The organism is Bacillus sp. FSL K6-3312, from assembly GCF_038007485.1.
GTDB classification, from domain to species: domain Bacteria; phylum Bacillota; class Bacilli; order Bacillales; family Bacillaceae; genus Bacillus; species Bacillus pumilus.
On the sequence record NZ_JBBOXI010000001.1, the window covers coordinates 261,214 to 283,346 of the forward strand.

Annotated in this window: 20 protein-coding genes and 1 pseudogene; 14 read left to right on the forward strand and 7 right to left on the reverse strand. The window is 43.1% G+C overall.

Annotated elements, in window-relative coordinates; all coding sequences use genetic code 11:
- The first annotated feature begins 40 nt into the window (after positions 1-40).
- Together MHI11_RS01485 and MHI11_RS01490 are read left to right on the forward strand one after the other, a co-directional pair.
- Positions 41-2,710, forward strand: a complete 2,670-nt coding sequence (locus tag MHI11_RS01485) for a S8 family peptidase (RefSeq protein WP_340960253.1) — start codon at positions 41-43, stop codon at positions 2,708-2,710.
- Between the two features lie 107 nt (positions 2,711-2,817).
- A complete protein-coding gene (locus MHI11_RS01490; RefSeq protein WP_044139209.1) occupies positions 2,818-3,300 on the forward strand; it encodes a hypothetical protein in 483 nt (160 codons plus the stop codon).
- 344 nt (positions 3,301-3,644) lie between these two features.
- Here MHI11_RS01490 and MHI11_RS01495 read toward each other — a convergent pair whose 3' ends face one another.
- The 3 genes from MHI11_RS01495 to mmuM all read right to left on the reverse strand — a co-directional run bounded on the left by MHI11_RS01495 (position 3,645) and on the right by mmuM (position 6,777).
- Complete coding sequence (locus MHI11_RS01495; RefSeq protein WP_044139210.1) at positions 3,645-4,265, reverse strand: hypothetical protein; 621 nt, start codon at positions 4,263-4,265, stop codon at positions 3,645-3,647.
- 123 nt (positions 4,266-4,388) lie between these two features.
- Positions 4,389-5,792 (reverse strand): S-methylmethionine permease, encoded by a 1,404-nt coding sequence (mmuP, locus tag MHI11_RS01500; protein WP_044139211.1) that lies wholly within the window; start codon positions 5,790-5,792, stop codon positions 4,389-4,391.
- 46 nt (positions 5,793-5,838) lie between these two features.
- On the reverse strand, positions 5,839-6,777 hold the full coding sequence (mmuM, locus tag MHI11_RS01505) for a homocysteine S-methyltransferase (protein WP_340960254.1): 939 nt from the start codon (positions 6,775-6,777) through the stop codon (positions 5,839-5,841).
- A 332-nt stretch (positions 6,778-7,109) separates the two neighbouring features.
- Here mmuM and MHI11_RS01510 point away from each other — a divergent pair, with 332 nt between their 5' ends.
- The 4 genes from MHI11_RS01510 (at position 7,110) to MHI11_RS01525 (ending at position 9,108) form a co-directional block, all read left to right on the forward strand.
- The gene (locus tag MHI11_RS01510; RefSeq protein WP_034320763.1) at positions 7,110-7,940 is read left to right on the forward strand and encodes a YitT family protein; all 831 of its coding nucleotides are present in this window, start codon (positions 7,110-7,112) and stop codon (positions 7,938-7,940) included.
- Between the two features lie 103 nt (positions 7,941-8,043).
- Positions 8,044-8,361, forward strand: coding sequence for a PadR family transcriptional regulator (locus MHI11_RS01515; RefSeq protein WP_003217253.1), 318 nt, complete (start codon positions 8,044-8,046; stop codon positions 8,359-8,361).
- A complete protein-coding gene (locus MHI11_RS01520; protein ID WP_106066559.1) occupies positions 8,354-8,941 on the forward strand; it encodes a DUF1700 domain-containing protein in 588 nt (195 codons plus the stop codon). The genes MHI11_RS01515 and MHI11_RS01520 overlap by 8 nt, the downstream gene beginning before the upstream one ends.
- Positions 8,938-9,108, forward strand: coding sequence for a hypothetical protein (locus MHI11_RS01525; RefSeq protein ID WP_165840225.1), 171 nt, complete (start codon positions 8,938-8,940; stop codon positions 9,106-9,108). The genes MHI11_RS01520 and MHI11_RS01525 overlap by 4 nt, the downstream gene beginning before the upstream one ends.
- 62 nt (positions 9,109-9,170) lie before the next feature.
- Here the strand turns inward: MHI11_RS01525 and MHI11_RS01530 are convergent, their stop codons facing one another.
- Positions 9,171-10,388 (reverse strand): multidrug effflux MFS transporter, encoded by a 1,218-nt coding sequence (locus MHI11_RS01530; protein ID WP_065098717.1) that lies wholly within the window; start codon positions 10,386-10,388, stop codon positions 9,171-9,173.
- Positions 10,389-10,601: 213 nt separating this feature from the next.
- Between MHI11_RS01530 and MHI11_RS01535 the strand changes: the two genes are divergently transcribed.
- Positions 10,602-11,150, forward strand: coding sequence for a GNAT family N-acetyltransferase (locus MHI11_RS01535; RefSeq protein WP_044139215.1), 549 nt, complete (start codon positions 10,602-10,604; stop codon positions 11,148-11,150).
- A gap of 47 nt (positions 11,151-11,197) precedes the next feature.
- Here the strand turns inward: MHI11_RS01535 and MHI11_RS01540 are convergent, their stop codons facing one another.
- The gene (locus MHI11_RS01540; RefSeq protein ID WP_044139216.1) at positions 11,198-11,401 is read right to left on the reverse strand and encodes a hypothetical protein; all 204 of its coding nucleotides are present in this window, start codon (positions 11,399-11,401) and stop codon (positions 11,198-11,200) included.
- 115 nt (positions 11,402-11,516) lie between these two features.
- On the opposite strand from MHI11_RS01540, the gene MHI11_RS01545 reads away from it, so the two are divergent.
- Positions 11,517-12,056 (forward strand): DUF402 domain-containing protein, encoded by a 540-nt coding sequence (locus tag MHI11_RS01545; RefSeq protein WP_340960255.1) that lies wholly within the window; start codon positions 11,517-11,519, stop codon positions 12,054-12,056.
- 37 nt (positions 12,057-12,093) lie between these two features.
- On the opposite strand, the gene MHI11_RS01550 is transcribed toward MHI11_RS01545, so the two are convergent.
- Positions 12,094-13,725, reverse strand: a complete 1,632-nt coding sequence (locus tag MHI11_RS01550; RefSeq protein WP_340960256.1) for a S8 family peptidase — start codon at positions 13,723-13,725, stop codon at positions 12,094-12,096.
- A gap of 168 nt (positions 13,726-13,893) precedes the next feature.
- Here MHI11_RS01550 and MHI11_RS01555 point away from each other — a divergent pair, with 168 nt between their 5' ends.
- From MHI11_RS01555 to MHI11_RS01570, 4 genes and pseudogenes are all read left to right on the forward strand, one after another.
- A complete protein-coding gene (locus tag MHI11_RS01555) occupies positions 13,894-15,375 on the forward strand; it encodes an amidase (RefSeq protein ID WP_340962276.1) in 1,482 nt (493 codons plus the stop codon).
- A gap of 37 nt (positions 15,376-15,412) precedes the next feature.
- Positions 15,413-15,976 carry a TetR/AcrR family transcriptional regulator gene (locus MHI11_RS01560; RefSeq protein WP_003217172.1) on the forward strand — a complete coding sequence of 188 codons (564 nt, stop codon included), beginning with the start codon at positions 15,413-15,415 and terminating at the stop codon, positions 15,974-15,976.
- Positions 15,977-16,056: 80 nt separating this feature from the next.
- Complete coding sequence (locus MHI11_RS01565; RefSeq protein ID WP_340960257.1) at positions 16,057-17,079, forward strand: quercetin 2,3-dioxygenase; 1,023 nt, start codon at positions 16,057-16,059, stop codon at positions 17,077-17,079.
- Between the two features lie 149 nt (positions 17,080-17,228).
- Positions 17,229-18,362: pseudogene (locus MHI11_RS01570) on the forward strand (zinc-dependent alcohol dehydrogenase).
- Between the two features lie 22 nt (positions 18,363-18,384).
- Here MHI11_RS01570 and MHI11_RS01575 read toward each other — a convergent pair.
- Positions 18,385-18,822, reverse strand: coding sequence for a MarR family winged helix-turn-helix transcriptional regulator (locus tag MHI11_RS01575; protein WP_340960259.1), 438 nt, complete (start codon positions 18,820-18,822; stop codon positions 18,385-18,387).
- Positions 18,823-19,083: 261 nt separating this feature from the next.
- On the opposite strand from MHI11_RS01575, the gene MHI11_RS01580 reads away from it, so the two are divergent.
- Both MHI11_RS01580 and MHI11_RS01585 read left to right on the forward strand, forming a co-directional pair.
- The gene (locus tag MHI11_RS01580) at positions 19,084-20,592 is read left to right on the forward strand and encodes a class I adenylate-forming enzyme family protein (protein ID WP_340960260.1); all 1,509 of its coding nucleotides are present in this window, start codon (positions 19,084-19,086) and stop codon (positions 20,590-20,592) included.
- A 66-nt stretch (positions 20,593-20,658) separates the two neighbouring features.
- The gene (locus MHI11_RS01585; protein ID WP_044139222.1) at positions 20,659-22,041 is read left to right on the forward strand and encodes an amino acid permease; all 1,383 of its coding nucleotides are present in this window, start codon (positions 20,659-20,661) and stop codon (positions 22,039-22,041) included.
- Positions 22,042-22,133 lie beyond the last annotated feature (92 nt).

A 22,133-nucleotide genomic window follows, 5' to 3' on the forward strand; every position in this document is an offset into this window, starting at 1 on the left:
TATTCTTCCAAGGTATTACAAAAGATAAGGGGGTCTTTTCATGTTCAAAAAGCAGGTCAAATCTTGTGTGGTCGTACTCATGGCCGTCATTCTCTGTATGGCGGCATTACCTGGATACGAGGCAGCAGCTGCCAGTAAAGGAACTAATGTCAATGAAGCCATTGGGTTAAAAAATGGTGAAGTCATCTCAGGTACATTACAGAATGAAATGGAAGAGTCATGGTACCAAATCACGCCATCAGCACAAGAGGTGGCAAAACATACGCATATGAAAATTTCTGTCAAAAGTAAACAAATGTTATCCGTATCGGTCTATCCAAGTAAAGACAGAGCGATGAAGGATGACACTTATTCCAGATATCGTGTGGACACTGCAAGGGGAGAGACAGAGGTAGATTTCCCGCATGCATGGTCAGGTCCTTACTTTGTCAAAGTGCTCTACTTAGGGTCGGAGGAAGACAGCCGTGATGAGGAAGAGGATGCGGCCTATACAATCGGGTATAAAGGAGCTAACCTTCCGCCTTCTGAACCCGTTTTCCCTGAAGACGATGAGCCTGGTATCATTATTATTGAGAAGAAGTACGGGCGTGAAATTCTCCAATCGATTCGTACAATCGAAGATAAACGTTTTAATGAAACACCAAATGGTCAGAAGCTGAGCCGTGTGCTTCAAAAAACAAAGCCATTTCTCAAATCGAAACTCATCAAACAAAAAAATGAGCAGCAAAAGGTATACAATCATCTGCTGACATTAAAGTCACTGCTAAATGACGTAGAGAAAAATGGTGCATTTAGCGGTCATATTGTAACAAAGAAAGAACAACAGGCGATCCGTTCCCTTTTTGATATGCTCAAAGGGGCAAGTCCTGCCTATTTAAAAAAGGAATTAGAAGCAGTGAGTCAACAGATTGGAATCGATCAGCTTGAAGGAAAATCGATCGGTTATGTATTAGAGAAGCAAAAGCTTGTAAAAGAAGAGAAAGTGAAGACGAATAAGATCATTTTTAAATTAAAGGATGGCCAAACGCTTCAATCTGCGAAAAAGAAGATGAAAAGCTATGGAATCCAAGAAAACCGTGTGACATCGCAGTCAGTAAGTCCTTTGTTTAAAGGAATGTATGTCTATGATGTGCCAGCAGGGCAAGAATCAGCTGGAAAGACTTTAAAAGCAGGTAAAGCTGTGATCAAAAGCACTGCGAGAAAGCTGTCCAGCATGCCGAATGTTGAATTCGCGGAGCCTGTTCAAACCTATCGTGCACTGAGCAATGATGTGCAGTATGGATACCAGTGGCCCCTGAAAAACAGTGCGCAAAACAGCGGGAAAAAAGGCGCTGATGTGAAGTTTGAACAAATGAACACACTGATTGGTACAAGCAAAATGAAGCAAACATTGATTGCTGTTGTGGATACAGGTGTAGACAGTCGTTTGACTGATTTAAGCGGGACTGTTCGTACGGACTTAGGTGCGAATCTCATTGGACGAAACAAAGATGCGATTGATGACAATGGACATGGTACGCACGTAGCTGGCATCATTGCCGCAAAAGCCGATAATTATTACTCGATGGCAGGTCTCAACCAACATACGGGCATCATTCCGGTGAAGGTGCTGGATGCCTATGGTTTTGGAGATACAGAGCATATTGCACTTGGAATCAAGCATGCAGTGGATAAAGGCGCAAAGGTCATCAACATGAGTCTTGGTGGCTACTACAGCCGGGTGATTGAATATGCAATGAACTACGCGGCTCAAAGAAATGTACTAGTGGTCGTGGCGAGTGGAAATGATGGCGTTCCAGAAATGGGCTATCCTGCGACATCAAAGTACGCAATGGCCATTGGTGCAAGCAACCGTATGGATATTGCCGCTGAATTCTCAAGCTATGGTAAAGGACTGAGCATGTCTGCACCAGGATCTGATATTCCAAGCTTAATGCCAGATGGGAATGTCTCATACCTGAGCGGGACATCAATGGCGACACCATATGTGGCAGCAGCAGCAGGATTACTGCTTTCTAAAAATCCAACCTTAAAGCCGAATCAAGTAAGGAATATCTTGCAAAGCACATCAGATAATATCTCCTTTACGTCTGTTGATGGTACAGATGACGTTTTCTATGATGAAAACGATGAGCCAATTGTCGATCCGAAAATTCCAGGGATCGATTGGATGACAGGACATGGCAGACTGAATGCATTTGCTGCTTTAAGTGCTGTCGAACTGAATGCATCTGTCAGCAAAGTGGAGGATCAGCATCAAAAGGTGACAGGTAAAGCAAAGGCAGGCGCTGCTATTTCTGTGTATAGAGGCAAAACCCTGCTTGGAAAAGGCACAGCAGGCAAAAATGGAACCTTTAGCGTGAAGATCAAGCATCAGAACAAAAACAAAGTCCTTCACATTAAGATTTCAAAAGGAAAGGCCGCTACAACGCTCAAAACAGTCGTCAAAAAAGGCAAAGCACCAGCTAAGCCGAAAGTGGGCAAAGTAACGGTCAAAAGTAAAACGGTCAAAGGGACTGCGGGTGCAGGATTGACCATTAAAGTGAAAAACAAATCAAAGAAAGTCATCAAAACGGTAAAAACAAATAACAAGGGCGCATTTACTGCCCAAATAAAACCGCAAAAAGCCAAAACAGTCTTGTATGTGACCGCTTCTGATGTGAGAAAAAGAGAAAGCAAAGCGGTGAAGGTCGTTGTTGTGAAAAAGTAAGAGGAGAGCTTCCCTTTCTAAAGAAGGGAAGTTTTTTTTCTTGTTACTGGAAAAATACCAATTAATGTCGATAGTAATATAGCAGGAAAAAAAAGGAGGATTTATCGATGAAAAAAATCATGTTTGCTTTCTTTCTATCATTGCTTCTCGTATTCCCAACATTTGCACATGCAGAGGAAACAGGGGCAGTACCAGCTTCCGTTCAAGTAACAAGTGTCACAGCAGCCGATAGTGGATTAGTGAATTACGGCTATGGAAGTAAATATCGCGTGGGTTCTTATTATCCAGCTACTTTTAAAGGAACACTAAAAGATACAAGTGGAAATCTCATGCCCAATCAGCCGATCCAGCTTTATTTTGAAGCAGCAATTAAATCATATGCTCAAACAGCGACAGGCACAACAGACGTAAATGGACAATTTTCACTAACGATTCAAGTTCCTTCAGGTGCAGGCTACCTTACATACAATAATGCAGGCTGGTCTACACATTACTATGATATCGTTCCAGTGACGTTCACTTCAAATGACATCAAGCTATCATCAAATGTCACAAGTGTTTACCATTTGGCATATACATTACGTAACTAATCTGCTGGGGGACACGACTTGGCTGAAGCCTTGTCGTTTTTTTCATAGAAAAAAGGATGTCATCATGTGACATCCTTTTCTTTTTGTTAGCAAACCTGCTGGGCGGCAACCAAAAGAGTCGATAAACAAACACTCATGAGCCGTGACTCCCAGATTCGATCGAGCGTTTACCTTTTAGTTTTGAGCTTTGATGGATAAGAACTTTTACACTTGAACGTTGATCCTTGAACCTTCAGCTTTGAGCTTTTATCAAGGATCATCCAGAGATGATCAGATGAGGAGGGAATGACCTTTCCCTCGGAGGTGTTTAGTTCTATCGATTTTCGGCTCACTAACAAAATCTATTAATTGATCTGTATTTTCGTTAGTGTATTGCTTTCTGACAAGGAAAAATCAACTTCCATTTGAAAATCCTCAATCTCGGTCGAAAGCTTTTCAATCTTCACTCGAAGACGAAGCGGATCGATGATCGTCGCCTCATTTTCAGCGAGGAACGACTTGACGATCTCTTGGTTGGCAGCCGCTTGTGTTTTTCCGTCTTTTCCAAATAGGGTTTCTAAATGCTGGTCGAGCCTCTTCTTCACATCTTCATTGGTTTGTTCTGCTTTGTCTACTAGCTCTGTGTACACCTTTTTCAATTTCCGTAAATAACGAATATCGTATTCTATCGACGTCTTCCGTTCAATTGCTTCTGCCACCGTCATGCTGACACCCGCAACATCAATCGTTGTCGTCGCATTCGACACAACGATGGCTGATTTGATGGCATTCCGGCGTTTGATTAATGCTTGAATCGATTGGTCATCAGCCTTCGCCTTCTTTTCGATGTCTTCTTGATGTTGAAACCCGTGCTGTATATGTTTCCCGATCATCAATCCACCAAGTACGGCTTCATCAACGGTTCGGTTGATTCTCTTGTCTAACATTTTCAGTTCACTTAATGCTCTTGTAATGGTCATTTCCATATTAGTGACAACTCCCTTGGTTCATCCTGAAAATCATAGATTCCTATCATATACCAAAGTGTGTTTCTTTTACTAGCGATATCCTTTTTTGTCAAATTGTTTTTGATAGAAAAAAACCTGGCGTTATACACCAGGTTCTTCACGTTTTTTCTGAATCCAAGTTGTCACATAATAGGCAGCATAGCAGAGCGCGATGAAAGGGATGCCGCAGATAAGGGCAATCCGCTGATTTGGATCAAAGGCAATGCCGATCACAGAGGCAAGACACAGGAAGAAGGCAGCAATCGGAACCACTGGATAGAGCGGGGTTCGAAAGGAAAGATCATGGAGCTGTCCGCCTTCTTGTAAAAAACGTTTCCGAAACATAAATTGTGAGGCAGCAATCCCCATCCACACGATCACAACGGCAAGTCCTGAGATCGAAACAAGGACAAGGTATACCGTTTCTGGTGCGATGACACTTGATAACAAAGAAAGAATCCCGCCGATCATACTTAAAATCAGTGCATTCAAAGGAATTCCTTTTGATGTCAGCTTCGCCAATTTTTTAGGCAGTGTCCGTTCCTCAGAAAGTGACCAGAGCATACGGGATGAAGCGTATAGTCCAGAGTTTGCGGCAGATAAGATCGCTGTCAAAATGACAAAATTCATGAAATCTGCGGCATATGGGATCCCGATGCGATCAAACACCACAACAAATGGACTTTTGATCACCCCGGCTTCTTCCACTGGGATCAAGCCGGCTAAGACCACGATTGTTCCAACGAAAAACAAGACAAGACGCAGTACGGTTGTGCGAATCGCTCTTGGAATGGTCTCGTCAGGATTGACGCTTTCACCCGCAGCAATCCCAATTAACTCCGTACCTGAAAAAGCGAAATTGACGGCCAGCATCGTCATTAAAATTGGTAAAAAGCCGTTTGGGAAAAGTCCACCTTCCCCGGTGAAGTTAGAAAAGAATGGAGCGGCCTCACCGCCTTTTAACGGAATCAAGCCAAACATCGCAGCTCCGCCAAGAATAATAAAGAGAATAATAGCCATTACTTTAATGCTGGAAAACCAAAACTCTGATTCTGCAAAAAACTTAACTGTAAACGCATTGAGTAAAAAGATAAGAAGAGCAAAGACGCCGCTCCACATCCAAACCGATGTGTCCGGGAACCAGCGCTGCATTAAAAGCCCTGCCGCTGTAAATTCCGATCCGAGTGCGACTGTCCATGTCAGCCAGTACAGCCAAGCAATTGTGTAGCCTGTGCCGGGTCCAATATATTTTGTTGCATACGTATGAAATGCCCCTGTAACTGGCATTGCAACAGACAGCTCACCTAAACAGAGCATCACGAGGTACACAATTAATGCCCCGACAAGATAGGCAAGAATCGTTCCCGCAGGCCCGGCCTGACTGATGGTATACCCAGAGCTTAAAAAGAGCCCTGTTCCAATGACGCCGCCTAAAGAAAGCATGAACAGGTGGCGGCTCGTCATTTTTCGTTGATATTGTTGTGACTCATCTTTTGCTTGTTCCATGTCTTCCCGCCCTTTTGCTTAGAAGTATGTGTGATGATTCATGATGCTATGATGTGGTTAGTTTTAAGATGTCCGTAATATCTTCTGGAGTTGTCCTGCAGCAGCCGCCGATGATATGCGCGCCGTCTTGATACCATTGATGCGCACATTCACCAAATGTATGCTGAGGCGTATCTCCGCTCCATACCTTTTCTTCAGGATCATATAATTCTCCTGAGTTTGGATACACGACAATCGGCTTGCTCGTCCCCTTTTTCATCTCTTGAATGAGAGAAGAGATAAATTGCGGCGGCGTACAGTTTACACCAACAGCAGCGATCTGTTCATAAGGTTCCAGTGCTTGTACACATTCTCTAAGCAAATCTCCTTCACTAATATGAAGGTCGTCCTTCGCGCTGAATGTAATCCAAGCAGATACACCACTGAATTCATCTTGCAGCAGCTTTGCAATGGCCGTTGCTTCAATGAGACAAGGGATCGTTTCACACGCAAGAATATCTGCACCAGCTTCTACTAATGCCTGAATCCTTGGTCTATGAAAATCAATGAGTGCCTGCTCTGTGAGTCCGTAATTTCCTTTATATTCTGAACCATCAGACAAATAAGCGCCGAATGGCCCCACAGATCCTGCGACAAGTGGTTTTGTCCGCCCTTTACGACGCGCTTCATCCTGCCAAAAAAGATCGCGTGCCTCTTTTGCTAAAGTGACAGATCGTTTCATTAGTTCGATGGCTTCTTCTTTTGAATAGCCTTTTTCAGCGAAGCCATCAATCGTTGTTTGGTAGCTCGCTGTTGTGGCACAGTCAGCTCCGGCTTGGAAGTAATCCAAGTGTACTTGCTGAATCAATTCTGGCTGTTCAATAAGTATTTTGGCTGACCATAAACTGTCGTTTAAATTGCAGCCCTTTCGTTCAAGCTCTGTTGCAAGTGCACCGTCTAAAATTAAAGGTGCGTGAGCCTGTAAACGGCTTTGAATAGGATTCATCGAATTGAACACCCTCCTTTTTAGTCGGAAATGATGGATATGATATGAGGCAGTAGTTTAAATGACTAAATTGTTTTTGTCAAGGAGAGGAAAAAGCATGTGACCGCGGAAAAACCCTGAAAACATGCGGGTTTACATGCATAAACATGCAGTCAAAATAATAGAAAACCAAGTCATTGACAGCCTCTAAAAAGAGATATATATTATGGAAAGGTTCATTTCAGAAAGCTTCGTCAAAAGGCGCTGTCTTTTGATTTTTTTTGTTCAACGACTGTCTTCTTTCGTGCAGAAAGAGGGTTTTTTATATGCTTAAAAAAGGAGGAAAGAAGAAATTGAAAAAATGTGTAAAAGATATCGCAATGATTCTAATTGGTTCTTTTTTATTTGCCGCCGCAGTGAACATGTTTGTCATTCCGCTTGAATTTGGTGAAGGCGGTGTAACGGGGCTGTCCATCATTTTCTATTATTTGTTTGAAATTGCACCATGGCTGACGAACCTAGTGTTTAATGCCATCCTGCTGCTTGTGGGGTATAAATATTTGGACAAGAAGACGACGATTTATACTGTGGTTGCCGTCGCGAGTAACTCCCTATTTTTACACCTGACCACAACATGGGTCGTGAATGTTCACGAATTGATCATTGGAGCCATTTTCGCAGGAATCATTATCGGAATTGGGATTGGTCTTGTGCTAAGAGCAGGCGGTACAACGGCGGGTTCTGCCATACTCGGGAGAATTGCCAACAAGTATTTAGACTGGAACGTGAGCTACGCCATCTTGTTCTTTGATCTGATCGTCGTATTTGCTTCCTACTTTATTATTGGTGCGGAAAAATTAATGTTCACGATTGTGATGCTGTACGTGGCAACAAAGGTGATGGACTTCGTGATAGAAGGGCTTAACACGAAAAAGGCAGTAACGATTATTTCTTCATGCAAAGATGATATTGCCGAAGAAATCAATCACACCTTGGATCGAGGCGTGACGATTTTAAACGGCCGCGGTCATTATTCAAAGGAATCGAAGGAAATTCTCTATGCAGTCATTCAAAAGCAAGAGCTTATGCGCCTAAAGAAAATCATCAAGAAAATTGATCGGGATGCATTCGTTGTTGTCCATGACGTGCGTGATGTGTTCGGAGAAGGATTTGTGAATATATAAAAACGAGAAGACCCCATTCCATTAGGGTCTTTTTTTTATACTTGATACCTCTTGTCACATGATACTATGTAATGTATAGTATAAATGGTTAGGAGTTGTAATCATGAATGCACAATTAAAAAAAGGGTTGCTGGAATTCTGTGTACTGGCGGTATTAAAGAAAGGCGATTCCTATGGTTATCAAATGATTAAAGATATGTCCCATTGTATTGAGATTTCAGAATCGACATTATATCCGATATTAAAACGGTTAGAGCAAAACAATTATGTAGAGACCTATTCTCAAGAACACAATAGTCGATTAAGAAAATACTACCGGATGACAAAAAGCGGCCGTGAGCATATGGCGCAGTTTTTAGCGGAATGGGATCAAGTGATGGCGATTTACGACTTTATTTCTGGAGGACAGGGCAATGAATAAAAAAGAATTTTTAGCCAGCTTAGAGAAGCACCTGCATCGTCTAGGCGAAAAAGAAAGTGATCGGTTCATCGAATATTACGATGAAATGATCGAGGATTATCAGGAAGATGGATACAGTGAACAGGAAGCGGTCGATCAAGTCGGGCAGCCTGCCATCATCGCTGAAGGGATTTTGAAGGAACAAGGAATCAAAACCGTTCAGGTGCCGACGTTTGGAGAAAAAGCCACAAGGCTCTCCATCCTCATTTTAGGCTTTCCGTTATGGGGTAGTATTCTAGCAACAGTCTTCCTGCTGATTCTTTCTGTGTACATGGTGATTTGGTGCATTCCGCTCGTGACAGGTACAATGACGCTAGTTGGTCTGCTCGGAGGTTTTTGGAGCATCATTGGTTCTCCATTTATCTTTCAGGACGGTTTGCATGTGGTGGTGACGCAGATTGGCGTTGGTATTCTTCTATTAGGTGTCGGATTATTATGCGGCATGGCCACGGTGTATTTGACAAAGCTATTTGTTCAAATGACTGTTCAAACCACTAAGGCATTCATGGGAATGTTTAAAAAGAAGGTCGTGAGAATATGAATGTGAATGATTTAAAAAAGCAATGCATCAAATGGGGGATCATCTTCACTGTTGTCGGGGGAACTGTAATGGTAATTGGTTTTGGACTATCAGGCTTTGACCTAGATGCATATCACAACAATGACCAGAACAATGTGTTCCGCACCATCAATTGGAGCAAGCCATAAAAAGAAGACAAAGGGCTAAAATCAAGATCATTTTAGCCCTTTGTCAACAATCTGAGACCCGCTTATGCGGGTCTTTTTTTTGCTCGAATCACAAAGAAGAAATAACAGCAAAGTGCACCTAGTTCACAAAGCATAATAATCAGGCCCATTGGAAAGGCCGTTTGGCTTCCGGCTAGTCCGACAAGAGGCGTCATGCAGGCGCCTAGCAGCATTTGTGCCACACCGATGAGTGCGGCTGCACTTCCTGCATGTGCGCCGTGATGCTGCATCGCAAGAGACGGGGCAGAGGTGCCGACAATTCCAACGCTTGAGACCACAAAAAAGAGCGGAATGAGAATACCATACAACCCTGCATCAATGGAGATCATCAAAAATAAGGTGACGCCGCCTAAGGCAGCTATCAGCAATCCAATGCGAAGAACCTTCTCTTCGCCGATTTTAGCAGCGACGCGGGCAAATACTTGTCCAGCCGTGATGATCCCGAGACTATTCACCGCAAAGGCAGCACTGAATCCTTGTGGAGAAAGGTGAAAAAGCTCCTGAAGCACAAACGGTGAGCCAGAAATATAAGCAAACATCGCTGCGAATACAAGACCTTGGGAGAGGGCATACCCAACAAAGAGACGATCACTCGCTAAAATTTTCATGGCACCAACAATCTGTTGAAAGCCTCCTGTCTGTCTGCGCTCCGCAGGTAAACTTTCTTGAAGTGAAAAAATGGATCTCAGCAGCATCAAGGCCCCGAGAATTCCTAATAGAACAAATACACCCTGCCATGTGGTAAAGCGTAACATCTGTCCGCCCACGATAGGTGCCGCTGCCGGAGCAACCCCGTTGACCAACATGAGCAGTGCAAAGAATTTCGTCATTTCTGAGCCTTCATAATGATCACGCACAATGGCTCGTGCAATGACAATGCCTGCTGAACCAGCGAGCCCTTGAATCAATCTTAAGAGGATGAACGTCCAAATCGACGTGACCACCGTACATAAAAGGGATGCGGCGATAAAAATGATTAAGCCGATCATCAGTGGTTTTCTTCTGCCGATCGTATCACTGATCGGACCTGCAATCAGCTGTCCAAGCGCCAGTCCAATCAGACAAGCCATCAGACTTAATTGGGACAAAGCCGTGCTCGCTTCAAAATCACGTGCAATATTAGGTAAAGCAGGTAAATACATATCCATTGCAAGCGGTGCAAGGGCTGTTAAAGACCCAAGCAATGCAGCAAGGAGAAATCGGTTTTTTTTCGATTCTTGGGGATAAGATAAAGAACTCATATGATCATTACACTCCTCGTATACTTCCTCAAAACAGCATAATGAATCAAGCGCTCCTTTTCAATGGAAATTTTCAAAGAGGATTCCGTGCAAAATGATTGATCTTTCGAATGAGACTCTTTACATTGAATGAGTAGAGAAAAGAACAAGGTCATCGACATGCAGTATTTGCATGATACGTATATCTAGCAATAGAGAGCAGGAGGTGCTGACATGGAGCAGCAAGAGCTGATCATTCGTCAAGCAGTCAAAGAAGATCATGAAGCGATCAGACAAGTACTAATCAAGTCCTATTCACAATATGAACCTCAATTTACAGAGGAAGGCTGGCAAAATTATTCTGCTGCGCTTGCAGCAGCTGTAGATAATCCGAACATGGAGCTGATGCTTGTGGCGGAGCTTGAAGGTAAGGTCGTGGGGACGCTTCAAATGTTCCGGTCATCAGAGCAAGCGTATGACAAACCCGAAATGGGCATTACATCAGCCATCGTCCGGTTTTTAGGAGTAGATCCCGATGTCAGGGGAAAAGGAATTGCAGAGTCATTGTTACGTAAAAGTATTGAACTCACGCAATCATGGGGCGAAAATGTTCTGTACCTTCATACATCTGATAAAATGCAGGCTGCCATTCGTCTATATGAAAGAATGGGCTTTGAGCGTGCACTAGATAAAGAATTTGTGAATCAAAATGGGACGCATGTCAAAAGCTATCAATATGTCATCCAAAAAGAACAGCCGGCTGGTTCATCACATCACGCGTAATAAAAGGAAGAGCACGTCCCCAATGGACAGCTCTTCCTTTTTTCAATTTACGCCCACAGTACAAGCGCCCAATATGATACCAACCACGAGATTAAACCGAACATAACAAAGAATTTTAACATGTGCTCATAAGGAGATAGCTTTCGTTCTCTCTTTGTTTTCACCAGCCGCCAATAAAGGGCATAGCCACAAAAAATGAGGATGATTTGTCCAAGCTGTGTAAGGTTCTCAAGAATCGAGATTCCGTTCATTTATTTCACCTCATCATAGGTCTTCCATATGTGAATGCAGCAACCCTTTATTTTTTCAAAAAAAAATCGGTGTATACTGGAAAGAGAGAAACTAGATGCAAGAGGGAGTTGTGACATGGTGTTTTCGCTACATGCGGATCGGTGGGATGAAGTAATCGAGAGAAAAATCAAATACGATCAGAAGGTTGTGGAACATACGTGTCAGCTGTTAGATGTTCAGGAACAGCAGGCTGTACTTTTTCACAAGATTGAAGACACGTTTACGATGAGGGCAGGCGATGGTAGTCTGACCATTCCAAAAGGGAGCTATACGACCGCCTATTATTGGAAGGATCGACCTTACAATATTTACTTCTGGAGGGATGATCAAGGGAAGGAACTTGGGTCTTATTTTAATATTGTAGGGAATACATGGTTCAACGGCCAGCTGGTCATGTTTGAAGACCTCATTGTTGATCTTCTCGTTCTTCCGAATGGTGATTTTTTTGTATTGGATGAAGATGAGTTGCCGGAGAGTTTGGCGGATTTTGAACAAGGTTCAGTGCGCCGGGCATTAGAGGGTGTGATGGCTTCGTTAGAAAGCATACTCGATCAAGTGAGGGCAGATGTCGAAGGGAAATATCATCACAGCTTGTTTGCGCCGCTGTTGAAATAAAAAAACGATTCCTTTCAGCGAGGAATCGTTTTTTCTGTTACACCTTGATACGGTTTAATCGTTTTTGTAAACTGGTTTTCGTTTTAGAAGCTTTTAGCTGTTTGACAGCGGTTTGCGCTGCTGCTTTTGTTTTCTTCGTTCGTTTGGTTTCCGCTTTTTTGACCTTTTGTTTGGCATCTGTCACTTTCTTTTGATAGGCGACCTGTTTTTTGACTTTGTCGAGCCGATTTTGCAGGCTTGTTTTTTCTTTGCCTTTGTTTAACTTTTTGATGGCCGCTTGTGCGCTTTTAATGGCGCCTTGTGTTTTGCTTTTTTCGGCTGTTTGAACCTTTGCACGTGCCAAGCGGATATCAATGGTTCCTTGTACCTTTTTCACCCGTTCAGTGAGTGCTGTTTTTTGTTTACTTGCAGTGAGTCGGCCAATTCTCGTTTTGGCTTGATTGACATCTGCCTGCTTTTTAGAAGTTTCGGCTGTTTTGACAGCGCTAGTCGCAGCCTTCAAAAAGCTTGATTGTGCTATATATTGCACGCGGCCATAGCCGAATTGTGGATCCTTTCCTTTTGCGCCAAGATCCACTGTATAGCTGCGTAATAAGGTGCGAAGCTGAACATTTGTTTTCTTCGGGTGAAGCTGCTTCAACAGTGCCAGCATGCCTGTGACATGCGGTGCAGCTTGTGATGTACCTGTTGCATACCAATATTCATTTTTTAAATAAGTGCTGATGACGTTCTGACCAGGGGCAGAAAATTCAATACCTTTCCCTGTATTTGAGATAGATGCGAGTTTGTCTTTGTCCGTCGTGGCAGAAACGGCAATGACGCTATTGTACGCGGCAGGGTAGCTGATATGATTCTTCTTCCCATCATTCCCGCTTGCAGCGACCACAAGCAGTCCTCTTTTGTATGCTTCATCCACTGCTGAACGCAAAATAGGGATATTGTCTTCAAAACCTAGACTTAAATTCATAATATCCATCTTGTTGCTAATGGCCCAATCGATTCCTCGAAGCAGGCTGTACAAGTCGCCTTCTCCCTTTTTATCTAACACTTTTACAGCATATAGCTTCGCACCAGAAGCGACGCCGACTGTGCCATAATCGTTATTGAGCGCACCAATCGTGCCTGCTACATGTGTGCCATGCCCTTGATCATCTTTATAGGAAGTTGTGTACTTCACAAATGATTTACCGCCGGATATCTTTAAATCCTCATGTGGAGAAATTCCAGTATCTAAAACGGCTACCTTCACATTTTTCCCCGTGACGCCTTCTTTTATCGCTTGCTTTACATTCAGCTTTTGCAGGTTGTAAGATTTTTGAACCAATGCATCCTGATTCGTAGAGGCAGCGGTTTTTTTAATCTTAGAAGAAGCGAGTTTGACCTTTATGTTTTTTGAGACATACGCGATGTTGGGATCTTTTTTGAGTGACGTGACCGCTTGTTCATCTGCTATCACAGCGACAGCGGGAAGATGTATGTACTGTGCGTTCACTTTTTCACTTTCTTCAATAGCTGTTTGCTTTCCTTTTTGGTTTTTATAGACGATGATGACATCTGTTTCTTTTGGCGGTGCAGCTGCCTGCGAATGGTAAGGCAAGGCAGTTGTCAACGCAAGAAGAAACGCGATGACTACGACGATTTTCTTTTTCAAGGCGATAGCCCCTTGCATACGATGACCTCCGTCTTTTTTTCTCTATTATATCGGAGAAATGAGAAGGATGGTTAGAAGAATCATATTGTTTGTCAGAAAGTTTTTTTACAAGTAACCTGAAATTGAAATTCATACAAATCTAGTAGACAATAGAGAGATCATAATAAGAGAAAGTAGGATATGCTGATGAACGTAAAAGAGTATATGACGTATGATGCGACAGGCTTGGCAGCACTTGTACGGAATAAGCAGGTAACACCAGATGAGCTTGTACAAGCTGCATTTGCTAGATTGAATGAGGTCAATCCTGAACTAAATGCGTTGATTCAGACAAGACAAGATCAAGTATTAAAAGAAATCAAGACATTACATACGAATCAGCCGTTTGCAGGCGTTCCACTTGTACTGAAAAATATATCGCAAGGACTGGAAAATGAACCGCTGACAGCTGGTGCTGCTTTGTTAAAGGATGTAAAGGCAAAAACGGACTCCCACTTTGTCCAGCGATTGAAGCAGGCTGGATTTCTCATGATGGGACATACAAACACACCAGAATTTGGATTAAGGAATGTAACAGAACCTGCTTTACATGGTCCAACGAGGAACCCTTGGCATCCTGACTATTCCCCTGGCGGTTCAAGCGGCGGGACGGCAGCAGCTGTTGCAAGCGGCATCGTACCTGCTGGTGGAGCAAGTGATGGTGGAGGTTCCATTCGGATTCCAGCATCCTTTACAGGTTTGTTCGGTCTCAAGCCAACAAGAGGAAGAACGCCGGTAGGACCAGGCGTAGGAAGGCAGTGGCAAGGGGCATCCATTGACTTTACACTTACAAAAACAGTGCGGGACAGTGCAGCTCTTCTTGATCTGCTTCAAGTCATTCAGCCTGAAGCAGCTTTCCAAACGCCATTATACGACGGCAGCTATCAAGAAGATCTAGTGAAACGTACATCTTCTATGCGAATTGCTTACAGTGTAGAATCTCCAGTTGGTACGAAGGTCAGTGAGGAAGCGAAGCAGGCGGTGCAGCAAACAGTGAAATGGCTGAGTGATCAAGGGCACCAAGTAGAAGAAGCAGGGCCTGCAATCGATGGGATTCATCTCATGCAGCAATACTACGTCATGAACAGCGGAGAAATGTCTGCACTATTCATGTCCTTGAATCGTTCATTAGGACGTCCAGTCAATCCGGAGGAAACAGACATCGTGGCATGGGTGTTGGCGGAGGCTGGCAAAAATGTAACCGCAGCTGCTTACACAGAAAGTCTTGATGCATGGGATATGGCAGCTGCACAAATGGCGTCATTTCATCAAACCTATGATCTCTTTGTGACACCAGCGACTGCCTATTCTGCTCCTAAGGTTGGTGAGTTGATGCATTCGAAAGAAGAAATCACTGAACTTTTACGTGTGTCATCTCTCTCAATGCAAGCGCAGCAGGATCTCATTTATGACATGTTCTTAAAGAGTCTGACCTACACACCATTTACACAGCTTGCCAACTTAACGGGTCAGCCTTCTATGAGCGTTCCTGTTCATCTCACTAAGGCGGGCATGCCTTTAGGGGTACAGGTAACAGCACCTAAGGGGAAAGAGGATTGGCTGCTTCGGCTTGCAGCAGAGATGGAGACATCCTCGATTTGGAAAGGAACAAATCAACTCATACGTTGAAACGACATTGGTCTATGGAGGGAAAGGAGTGTCACACGTGAGTACGAAGGATAGAATTATTCAAACGGCCGCACTTCTTTTACGCAAACAGGGGTATCATGCGACAGGATTGAATCAAATCATTAGAGAGAGCGGCACGCCTAAAGGATCTCTTTATTATTATTTTCCAAACGGAAAAGAAGAGCTAGCCATAGCAGCCGTTGAATATATTAGTCAAAAGGTCATCAATCGAATTGAAGAAAGCTTTGCCTATTCGGATGATCCTTATATCGCCATCGACCGCTTTATGACAAACATCATCCGGGGATTTACGGAGCAAGAAAATGAAAGAGGGATTCCGATTGTCTTGCTGGCGGCAGAATCCAAGCCAGAACATACGCAGCTTCATACTGCATGTAAACAAGAAATGATCCGCTGGCAAAAGCTTGTGAAAGAAAAGCTCATGAACAGCGGATATGAAGAAAACAAAGCGGATGAGCTGGCTTCTCTCCTTCATTCAATGGTGATTGGGGGTCTATCGATGACCACCGCACTCAAACAAACGACCCCGTTAGAACATGTGAAATGTTACCTTAGACACTTATTTATGCGAGAAGAGTAAAATCTCTCGCATATTGTCTATCTATTATATCAATTGGTCTATATAATAAAGATAGTCAATTAGTCATGAGGAGTGATGGGATGTCGGAGCAACCGCAATCGATCAAGCAATCCGAAGGAACCTCTTTTTATACCGTGTCTGGTTCAGGGAAACTGTATGGGCTGGAAAATCAGCTTGTTCATGTGCTGGCAGAAGTAAATCAAACGAATCAGCTGTTTGAGCTTGTCTTAATCACAGGTGGGAAAGGAGCTTATTTTCCACTTCACTGTCATGAGCACTTATTTGAAACCATTTTTGTGCTGGAAGGAAAGCTTGAAGTGATCTTGGACGGTAAAAAATATATGGTCACAGCCTTCGATTATATTCATATCCCACCCAAAACGATCCATGGCTACAGAATGCATAGTCACAAAACAAGATTTATTTCATATACGTTGGGCGGACAAATGACAGATGTCTATCAGCAAATTGGGAAAAGGCTTCAGCGGAACGAATGGCCGATGACCGATCATGCTTTCGATGCAGACAGCTTTGAACAAGCTGAAAAAGAAAGCGATCTCATATTGATGCATGGTATCAGGCAGCTGTCAAATACAACTAAGCCCTCCGTATTATTTCATAGTCAGCTCCCTCAGGCGGTGCAGCCCTACGTATTAGAGGCTGGTGAAGGGAAGCAATACATTATTGATGGTCAGCTTCATGAGCTGATCGCAACAACAGAAACAACTGGAGGCGGATTCAGTCATTTTGTGATTGAAGGCGCGAAGGGAAAGTATTTTCCTCCGCATTATCATCAAGTACATACAGAAGCACTTTATTGCGTTGAGGGAAAAATGAATCTTCAATTGAACGGAGAGGATATATGCCTGATGCCGGGTGACTTTGCCTATATACCGCCGGATACAATTCACTCTTATGAATTCGTGTCCCATTCTAATAAATTTTTGCTTTTACTGCTCCCTGGAAAGATTGAGCAGTTGTATGAGCAATTTGAAGAATCACAAAGCCCGAGTATATGTCCTTATTTTATTCAAGAAGGGAACTTGATGATTGATCGAGAGAATTCCTCTCAATATGATTTGGTCTTTATCGAAAAAGGATAAATATGTAACGCGTTACACATGATTGAATAAGCGCCTGTCGAACCGATCGACGGGCTTTTTTGTTTTTTAATAATCCTGATCTGATGCATGAACCATCCATTCAAGGTGAAGCTATGTACAGATGATTTTCGCTAAAGGAGGAAATGCATGTGAGAGCTGTTACTTATCAGGGGAAAAATAGCATTGCAGTGAAGAAAGTAGATGCGCCATCTATTTAAGATCGGGAAGATGTGATTATCCGAATGACATCAACAGCAATTTGTGGATCTGATTTACATTTGTATCAGGGTAATTTCCCACTTCCAATCGGCTATGTGATTGGGCATGAGCCAATGGGGATTGTGGAGGAAGTTGGACCGAATGTCACGGCAGTGAAAAAGGGAGACCGTGTCGTTATTCCATTTACCGTTGCATGTGGTCAATGCCAATATTGTCATCACCACTTAGAAAGCCAATGCGACAACTCAAACCCGCACTACGATTCGGGTGGACTCTTTGGATATAGTGAGAAATATGGGAACTACCCAGGAGGACAGGCAGAGTATTTACGTGTGCCTTTTGGCAATTACACCCCGTTTAAGATCCCTGATGATTGTGAGCTGGAGGATGAACAATTGCTGTTCTTATCGGATGTTCTTCCAACTGCCTATTGGAGCGTGGAGCACGCCGGTGTGAAAAAAGGTGATACGGTCATTGTGTTAGGCTGTGGACCTGTTGGGTTAATGGCACAGCAATTTGCATGGCAAAAAGGGGCAGAACGTGTGATTGCGGTCGATTATATTGATTACCGTCTGCGACATGCAAAGCGGATGAGTGGCGTAGAAGTATTTGATTTTACAGAAGATCCCGACATGGGAGAAACATTGAAGGAGCTCACCAAGGGCGGAGCGGACGTTGTGATCGATTGTGTCGGAATGGACGGGAAGAAGTCGCCGCTTGAAAAAATTGAGCAGAAGCTCAAGCTGCAAGGCGGAACAATTGGACCGATTCAAATTGCCACAAAAGCCGTCCGTAAATGTGGAACGGTTCAGATGACGGGTGTGTACGGCGGCCTATATAATATGTTCCCATTAGGTGCCTTTTTCGCAAGAAACGTCACACTGAAAATGGGACAGGCCCCAGCAAGAGGCTACATGTCAAAGCTCTATCAAAAAGTGACAACCGGTGAAATTGATCCTAGAGCAATCATCACACATCAATTGCCGTTAGATGATGCCGCTCATGCGTATCACATATTTAATGATAAGAAGGATGATTGTATAAAGGTCATTTTAAAGCCATAAAAAAGAAGGCTTAGGTTTATCCCTAAGCCTTTAATGTGTGCTCGTCCATCATTTTTTCGATTAATTCAAAAAATGTTTTTTTATCTTCTTCTGAAAGGTGGTCGAACAGCTGATTGACAAGCAGCTGGCGGTTGTCGATCATTTGTTTTGCAATTTGTTCACCAGATTCAGAGAGTTCAATCCATACAGTACGGCGGTCATTATTATTTCGAGAGCGGATAATCAGCCCTTCATCTTCTAAGTGATTGAGAGCGGTTGTTGTTGCAGAGGGAGATAATGAAACTTCCTGCAGAATATTTTTCACAGTACATGATTGATGACGATAAATAATGCGTAAAATAAACCCTTTCACATTCGTGACGTTTTTCGGGATGTTCTTTTCATCTATTTGTTTCGTCGCCTTTAAATACTTTGTCAGCGCATGGTCTAATAAACTTGCCTCTAGCTCGAAATGTTGCATTCTCCATACCTCTTTTCCTATTGCATTCGCATTTTCCGATCAATTACTAGGTCTATCTTATCATAATAGTTATCATCATTTAAACCAAAATGGAAGACGGCTATAAAATTACCTATATTATCAATTAATATAAAGAACAATTCCAAAATGAAATGATTTTACTTTCAGCTGGTTTTATTTTAGAATGTGAATGAGATAAAATCTGCCAACCCATTCACTGGAAATTGGCTTTTGTAAATCAAACGTTTGGAGATGAAGATATTGAATACATTACAGGCATTACTTAACGACAGAATGGAACGCTCTTCACAAATTGAAGCGGTAACTGGCGGGGGTGTGTCTTATACATTTGAAGAATATGCAAAACGCATTGACCAGCTCGCTCATTACTTACATCAAAAGGGGATTCGAAAAGGGGACCGTGTTTGCTTTATTTGTCAAAACCATCATCACTTTTCAACGATTATGCTGGCAACCATTAAAGCAGGTGCAGTCGCTGTTCCGCTTAGCTGGCAGCTTACTTCCTTTGAGCTGGAAGGTATTTTGAAAAAAGCAGAGCCAAAGGCTTTATTTTTTGACCGTGAATTCCGTGACATCATTGCGGCAGTGAATGTGTCTTTAGAAGATTGCCTGATGGTGGAATCCGGTGTCAATGCGAAAACAACACAGCTGTTTGAAGACATTTTGGCTTCAAATGATGGAAGTAACCTTGCTGAAGAGGTATCAGAAGAGGATCTAGCGATGATTTTATTCACCTCTGGGACAACGGGGAATCCAAAGGGCTGTATGGTCGGACATGGACGAATCTATCAATTTTTAACAAGACATGGGAATCGAGGATTCGATCTGAAAGGAAAACGGTACTTGGCGAGTCACCCTCTGTATCATATGAGTTCGATTAATCACCTGATCGCAGCTGCGATTGAAGGATATACGCTTGTCTTCTTACATGATGCAACACCGAAGCGCATTTTAGAAACGATTGAGAAAGAAAGAATTACGTTCATGATGGCTTTCCCATCAGCTTACACGTACATGCTAGAAGAAATGAAACGATGTTCGTACGATCTCTCATCTTTTGAAATTGCGATTTCTGGCGGTACGAAGGTGCCGGTACGCTTAATTAAAGATTACAAAGAAGCAGGCATTCAGATGATGCATGGCTATGGAAGTACCGAAGCATGGGTTGTGAGTGCGTGGCATCCAGCGATGGGCGAGGATAAAATGGGCTCTGCAGGTAAAGTGGATCCGGATGTAGAAGTGAAAATCATGCACCCTGAGACAGAGGAGACATTGCCAGCTGGAGAAATTGGCGAAGTCGTTATGAGAAGCCCATTTTATTTCCTAGGCTACTATCATCAGCCTGACGCTACAGAGAAGGTGCTGAAAGATGGCTGGTTCCATATGGGGGATGCAGGGTATCTAGATGAAGACGGTTTTCTTTTCATCACAGGGAGATACAAAGATGTGATTCTGTACGGCGGGGATAATATCTATCCTGACCAAGTAGAAGAAGTCATTGATCAAATTCCAGGTGTGATTGAATCAGCTGTCATTGGGGTACCGGACGAATTATATGGTGAAGTGCCAAGTGCGTATATCGTAAAAGACGATACCGTCGATTTTTGCGAAGAAGATGTGGTGAACTATTGCCAGGACCGTTTGGCAGATTACAAAGTGCCCTCCATTCATTTCACACAGGAGCTGCCAAAAAATAAGCTTGGTAAAATTATGAAGAAAGATTTACGTGAATTGGTTGTGAATGCGTAGTGCCTATTCTGCTATAATGAAATTTGAATGATTTTTTGTTTTTCTAACGTTTTGGAGGGAAAGGGTTTGCGACATATTCTACGTAAGAAACACATTCACGATTTGTTAGAACAGAGCAGGCAGCAAAAGGTAAAGAAAACGCTAGGCGGGCTCGATCTCACGCTCCTTGGTATAGGGGCAGTGATCGGCACGGGGGTCATGGTGTTAACCGGAATTACAGCGGCTAAGGATGCAGGGCCGGCTGTCATTTTTTCCTTTGCTATCGCAGCGATTGTGTGCAGTTTGGCAGCACTTTGCTATGCAGAAATGGCTTCAGCGCTGCCTGTATTCGGCAGTGCGTACATTTATTCATATACAACGATGGGTGAGCTTGTCGGGCATCTAATGGGATGGACGTTATTGTCCGTTTATATGCTGACTGCTTCAGCTGTCGCCAGTGGCTGGTCGAGCTATTTCAACAGCTTGCTTGAGGGGTTTGGGATTTCAATCCCCCATCAATTTTTAGCGGGACCGGAACAAGGCGGATATATGAATCTGCCAGCTATTATCATTGCCTTACTGATTGCGTGGATCTTATCAAGAGGAACGAAAGAAAGTAAAAAATTCAATAATATCATGGTGTTTGTGAAACTCGGTATTATTGTTCTTTTCATTGTAGTAGGCGGGTTTTATGTACAGCCATCCAATTGGCAGCCGTTCATGCCGTTTGGTGCAGAAGGCGTCATTGCCGGTGCTGCTGCTGTGTTTTTTGCCTTCTTAGGATTTGATGCGATTTCTGCTTCTGCAGAAGAGGTGAAAAATCCGCAGCGGAACCTGCCAATTGGCATTATTGGCTCATTACTCATTTGCACGATCATTTACATTGTCGTTTGTTTGATTATGACAGGTATGGTGCACTATACAAAACTGAATGTCACAGAGGCTATGTCCTATGTCTTGCAAAGTGTACATCAAAATAGCGTAGCCGGTATTATTTCTGTCGGTGCGGTCATTGGATTGATGGCTGTGATTTTCGCCAATAATTATGCAGCAACTCGAATTGCCTATGCGATGGGACGAGATGGTCTTTTGCCGAAAGTATTTTCGAAAACAAACAAAAGCGATACGCCTGTTGCAAGCATATGGATGATTGGCGGCATGACAGCTGTTATTTCAGGGTTTATTGATTTAAAGGACTTGTCCAATTTAGCGAATATCGGTGCTTTATTGACGTTTGCAATGGTGAGTTTATCTGTGCTCATTTTGAGAAAGACACATCAGCAGCTTGAGAGAGGATTCCGGGTTCCATTTGTGCCGGTCTTACCTATTATTTCAATGGGCTGCTGCTTGTTCCTTATGCTCAACTTACCAGGCCGGACGTGGCTTTACTTTGGCGTTTGGCTGTTAATCGGTGTTGTCATGTACGCAGCGTATTCAAACAAACATAGTGAATTAGCGAAATCTTCATGAGAAAAAGGTGCAAATCCGTTGACGGTTTGTGCCTTTTTTCATACGATTTGGGATAAGCTATAAAAGAGAAGATGGACGGAATAAGAGGAGGA

Coding starts and splice junctions, on each gene's coding strand:
- MHI11_RS01520 (WP_106066559.1), top strand. CDS start 8,354: ATGAATAAAAAAGAATTTTTAGCCAGCTTAGAGAAGCACCTGCATCGT.
- MHI11_RS01540 (WP_044139216.1), bottom strand. CDS start 11,401: ATGAACGGAATCTCGATTCTTGAGAACCTTACACAGCTTGGACAAATC.
- MHI11_RS01575 (WP_340960259.1), bottom strand. CDS start 18,822: ATGCAACATTTCGAGCTAGAGGCAAGTTTATTAGACCATGCGCTGACA.
- MHI11_RS01555 (WP_340962276.1), top strand. CDS start 13,894: ATGAACGTAAAAGAGTATATGACGTATGATGCGACAGGCTTGGCAGCA.
- MHI11_RS01490 (WP_044139209.1), top strand. CDS start 2,818: ATGAAAAAAATCATGTTTGCTTTCTTTCTATCATTGCTTCTCGTATTC.
- MHI11_RS01495 (WP_044139210.1), bottom strand. CDS start 4,265: ATGGAAATGACCATTACAAGAGCATTAAGTGAACTGAAAATGTTAGAC.
- mmuM (WP_340960254.1), bottom strand. CDS start 6,777: ATGAATCCTATTCAAAGCCGTTTACAGGCTCACGCACCTTTAATTTTA.
- MHI11_RS01550 (WP_340960256.1), bottom strand. CDS start 13,725: ATGCAAGGGGCTATCGCCTTGAAAAAGAAAATCGTCGTAGTCATCGCG.
- MHI11_RS01535 (WP_044139215.1), top strand. CDS start 10,602: ATGGAGCAGCAAGAGCTGATCATTCGTCAAGCAGTCAAAGAAGATCAT.
- MHI11_RS01530 (WP_065098717.1), bottom strand. CDS start 10,388: ATGAGTTCTTTATCTTATCCCCAAGAATCGAAAAAAAACCGATTTCTC.
- MHI11_RS01485 (WP_340960253.1), top strand. CDS start 41: ATGTTCAAAAAGCAGGTCAAATCTTGTGTGGTCGTACTCATGGCCGTC.
- MHI11_RS01515 (WP_003217253.1), top strand. CDS start 8,044: ATGAATGCACAATTAAAAAAAGGGTTGCTGGAATTCTGTGTACTGGCG.
- mmuP (WP_044139211.1), bottom strand. CDS start 5,792: ATGGAACAAGCAAAAGATGAGTCACAACAATATCAACGAAAAATGACG.
- MHI11_RS01545 (WP_340960255.1), top strand. CDS start 11,517: ATGGTGTTTTCGCTACATGCGGATCGGTGGGATGAAGTAATCGAGAGA.
- MHI11_RS01565 (WP_340960257.1), top strand. CDS start 16,057: ATGTCGGAGCAACCGCAATCGATCAAGCAATCCGAAGGAACCTCTTTT.
- MHI11_RS01525 (WP_165840225.1), top strand. CDS start 8,938: ATGAATGTGAATGATTTAAAAAAGCAATGCATCAAATGGGGGATCATC.